At 54.6% G+C, this 639-nt stretch carries 1 protein-coding gene; it reads right to left on the bottom strand.

The genetic code is table 11. From position 1 onward, the window contains the following. A partial coding sequence (locus tag BWI97_RS27850; protein WP_158242868.1) for a hypothetical protein occupies positions 1-639 on the bottom strand: 639 nt, incomplete at both ends.

The following is a 639-nucleotide window of genomic DNA, read 5'->3' as shown; positions in this document are numbered from 1 at the left end:
CATCAAAGTCAGGTAGGAAGCGAGTTGATTATGCCGGAACAGGAGTAGTCCGCTAGTGGTTTTCACAGGACGAAACGCCGCCAGCCCTCTGTAAAAGGAACGGTATGAACTGGGTTGGAAGCTATCCCAGATACTCTCTACTCCGGGTACCTGTACGCGATGCGTGAGATTCAGACTAAAGAGCTGTCGCAGGGAAGGCGTCTGGTAGGACAGGCCCAGCATGCCATTCGGCTGCATACGCGTGGATCGGAGATTCGCCCGTCGGACCGCCTCCGTATGTTCCAGTTGATACCAGGGGAGTGTCACCTGAAAAGTATAGCCCCAGCGGCGATTTTGTTGCTTGACCTCGGCCAGGGGCACCACTACCCATTGGCGATACGCCCCTGCAATGGCCCAGGAGGAGTCGGGAAGCTCCGGCCCTGAATAACCCGAACGAAACCCGTCGGATTGACAGTGCGATTCAATGCCCACTTTCCAATACGTTTTCGATTGGGAAGTACTATCCTTACTCCGGGACGCTTTCCAGAACATACTCGCTTGCCATTGGTTCCGTCGCTGGTGAATGTCGTAGTGTAAGCCTGGATAGTCCGCAGGGTTTAACCCATAAAAAAGGGCGTATCGCTGGCTGGTAAAGTCGGC

This window comes from Siphonobacter sp. BAB-5405 (assembly GCF_002872335.1).
In the GTDB taxonomy this organism is placed as follows: domain Bacteria; phylum Bacteroidota; class Bacteroidia; order Cytophagales; family Spirosomataceae; genus Siphonobacter.
The sequence above is the reverse complement of the archived record's forward strand: the minus strand, read 5'-3'. Positions and strand labels throughout refer to the sequence as shown.